Origin of the sequence: Pararhodobacter sp. SW119 (genome assembly GCF_017811755.1) — a bacterium.
In the GTDB taxonomy this organism is placed as follows: Bacteria; Pseudomonadota; Alphaproteobacteria; order Rhodobacterales; family Rhodobacteraceae; genus Pararhodobacter.
The window spans coordinates 1-522 of the sequence record NZ_JADDJF010000190.1; the positions used below are offsets into that span (position 1 = coordinate 1).

At 62.3% G+C, this 522-nt stretch carries 1 protein-coding gene; it reads right to left on the reverse strand.

Translation table 11 applies throughout. The annotated features are described in order from the left end of the window. Positions 1–510, reverse strand: a 510-nt coding sequence (gene rsgA / locus IM708_RS21200; RefSeq protein ID WP_245243377.1) for a GTPase RsgA, incomplete at its 3' end; no start/stop codon positions are given. Between the last annotated feature and the right edge of the window lie 12 nt (positions 511–522).

The window sequence follows — 522 nt, forward strand, 5'->3', positions numbered from 1 at the left end:
CTTAGGGGCCAACTCCGTGATCTCGGCGAAGAGCATGTCCAGACCGGCGCCGGCATCGCTGACATGCAGGCTTCGCATCCCCGGCGTGTCGATCACACACACTCCCCCGGCGATGGCATGGAGCGTGCGCGCTGTGGTCGTATGGCGCCCCTTGGCGTCACCTTTACGGATACTCCCGATCAACTGGGCTTCAGCGGGCGCCTTGCCGGCCAGATTGTTCAGGAGCGTCGACTTGCCGACACCGGATGAGCCGGTGAGGGCCACAGTCTGGCCGGGTCCGCACCACGGCGACAATCTGTCGGCGGCGTCGGGGGCCGTTGCATTCAGCGCGACGACGGGCAGATCGCGCTGCAACACCCCGGCTTGCGCACGATAGAACTCTGCATCGTCCACCTGGTCCACCTTTGTCAGGAGGATCACTGCATTGATCCCCGCCTCGTTCACGAGCACCAGATACCGTTCCAACCGGGCCAAATTAAAATCCTCATTGCACGAGGTGACGATGAACATGGTATCGACATT